3 protein-coding genes are annotated in these 2,384 nt (G+C 59.6%); 1 reads left to right on the forward strand and 2 read right to left on the reverse strand.

Annotated features, from left to right (window positions below; genetic code table 11):
• A partial coding sequence (locus ACXRVY_RS24605; RefSeq protein WP_458238481.1) for a winged helix-turn-helix domain-containing protein occupies positions 1-261 on the reverse strand: 261 nt, incomplete at its 3' end.
• Between the two features lie 151 nt (positions 262-412).
• Positions 413-1,363 (reverse strand): GlxA family transcriptional regulator, encoded by a 951-nt coding sequence (locus ACXRVY_RS24610; protein ID WP_223463847.1) that lies wholly within the window; start codon positions 1,361-1,363, stop codon positions 413-415.
• Positions 1,364-1,705: 342 nt separating this feature from the next.
• Here ACXRVY_RS24610 and ACXRVY_RS24615 point away from each other — a divergent pair.
• Positions 1,706-2,384: pirin family protein (locus tag ACXRVY_RS24615; RefSeq protein ID WP_458238482.1), on the forward strand; the 679-nt coding region annotated here is incomplete at its 3' end.

Consider the following 2,384-nt stretch of genomic DNA (forward strand, 5'->3'; position numbering starts at 1 on the left):
GCCCAGGGCACGACGCAGGGCGGCAATGTGTACCCGCAGGTTGATCTCTTCGACCACGGAGCGCGGCCAGACCTGCGCAATCAACTCTTCCTTGCTGACCACTGAACCTGCGTGCTCGACCAGCACCTGCAACACGTCAAGGGCGCGGCCACCCAGGCGCAGCGGTCGATCGCCCTCCAGCACCAGTCGCTGACTGAGGTGGAAAGCATAGGGCCCGAATTGCAGCACCGCTTCGCTGTTTATATCTCTGAGGCTGTTCATGGGCAGTCACCCGCTGGAAACCTGGCTTCCAGCCCAGGCTCCGCACCGTCCTTGCAATGAGTTCAGCGGTATCTTGGCAGGCCTCGGTGACGGTACAACTGCCGCGGAGGGAGCGTCACGGCCATTGCGGTGCGCACGACGGACATACGCGCTAGCTGAACTGCTCGCGGTATTGGGCCGGGGTCAGGCCGAGCTTTTCACTGAACAGAAAACGCATGTGCCGCACACTGCCGAAGCCACTTTTGAACGCCACGGTCTTGAGCGGCAACTCGGTGGTTTCCAGCAGGTTCCTGGCGCAATCGATGCGCGCGCTTTGCAGAAACTCCATCGGCGTCATGTTCACTTCCCGGGCGAACACCCTGGCGAAGTGACGCGGGCTCATGTTGGCCAGACCCGCCATGCGCTCGATGCTATAGGTTTCATCGAGATGTTCAAGCACATGGTTCTGCACCCGGGTAATCGCCGTTTCATGAGGCGCCACCGCCGCCATCAACGGGCTGAACTGCGCCTGTCCGCCCTGGCGCTTCATCACCACCAGCAACACCTTGGCCACGTCCTGGGCGACTTTTTTGCCATGGTCCCGGGCCACCACCGCCAAGGCCAGGTCGATCCCGGCGGTGACACCACCGGAAGTGATCAGGTTGCGGTCCTGGACGAAGATCTGATCGGTCTCGACGGTCGCCTTCGGAAAGCCCTTGATCAGCCGCTCGGTGTAGTGCCAGTGGGTGGTAACGCGATAGCCGTCGAGCAAACCCGCATGCCCCAGCACGAACGCCCCGGTGCAGATGGAACCATAACCAGCGGACCGGCTGACGTTGTGCCTGAGCCAGTCGAGCAACGGCGGATGCCTTTCGTTGTAGGCACCGGGACCACCGGGCACCAGCAGCAAATCAAAACCCTCGCAGGCCTGATCGATGTGCCGGTCGGCATGCACGCTCACCCCGTTGGACGCCCGCAGCGCGCCGTGCTCGGTGCCGATGGTCGACAACACATAGTGATCGTCGGGTTTCAGATAACGATTGGCGATGGAAAACACTTCCATGGGCCCGGCCATGTCGAGCAGGAGAAAGTCGGGAAACAGCACCATTGCCACGGTTTTCATGGATTGGAATTCACTGGGATCATAGAAGGTCGGTCGCCGAGCGCCAGCCCCTTGTAGGAGCGAGCCTGCTCGCGAAAGCGGTGTATCAGCCAAAGTTGATAGCGACTGACACTACGCCTTCGCGAGCAGGCTCGCTCCCACAGAGTTTGCGCCCGGTATCAGGGATGTGTGCATTATGACCAAACACAGGTCAAACGTCGGAAAAGAATAGCTTATTCGCGCCCGAATACTGTCAACCTTAAAGAGACAGTATTACAATTTTCATCTACTTATTGCATCCTTAGATAAACATTAACCTTCTCCTCACTCGGACGAATTCACGTCTTGAAAGGAGATTTGATCATGCTGACTCTTCGCAAAGCCTCGGATCGTGGCCTGGCCAATCACGGCTGGTTGAAGTCGTTCCATACCTTTTCCTTCGCCAGTTATCGCAACCCGAAAGAGCAGGGTTTTTCCGACCTGTTGGTGATCAACGACGACCGCGTCGCCGCCGGTAAAGGCTTCGGCCAGCACCCGCACCGCGACATGGAGATTTTCTCCTATGTGCTTGAAGGTGCCCTGGAACACAAGGACACACTGGGCACCGGTTCGGTGATCCGCCCCGGCGACGTGCAACTGATGAGCGCAGGCAGCGGCGTGGCCCACAGTGAGTTCAACCACTCCAGCACCCGGCCGGTGCACTTTCTGCAGATCTGGATCGTGCCCGACGTCAGTGGCGCCAAACCGCGTTATCAGCAAGAGCACTTCAGCACCCAGAAAAAACGCGGGCGCCTGCAACTGATCATCTCGCCGGACGGTGCCAAGGGTTCGTTGAAGGTGCGTCAGGATGCACGGGTGTATGCCGGCCTGATCGACGGCAAGGAAAGCGCCACCCTGGAACTCGCCGCCAACCGCTACGCCTATGTGCACGTGGCCCGRGGCAGCGTCGAACTCAACGGTGTGTTGTTGCAGGAAGGTGACGGTGTGCGGGTTCGTGATGAACAGGCGCTGACCTTGAGCAACGGCGTGGATGCCGAAGTGC

This window comes from Pseudomonas sp. P5_A2_2 (assembly GCF_054177685.1).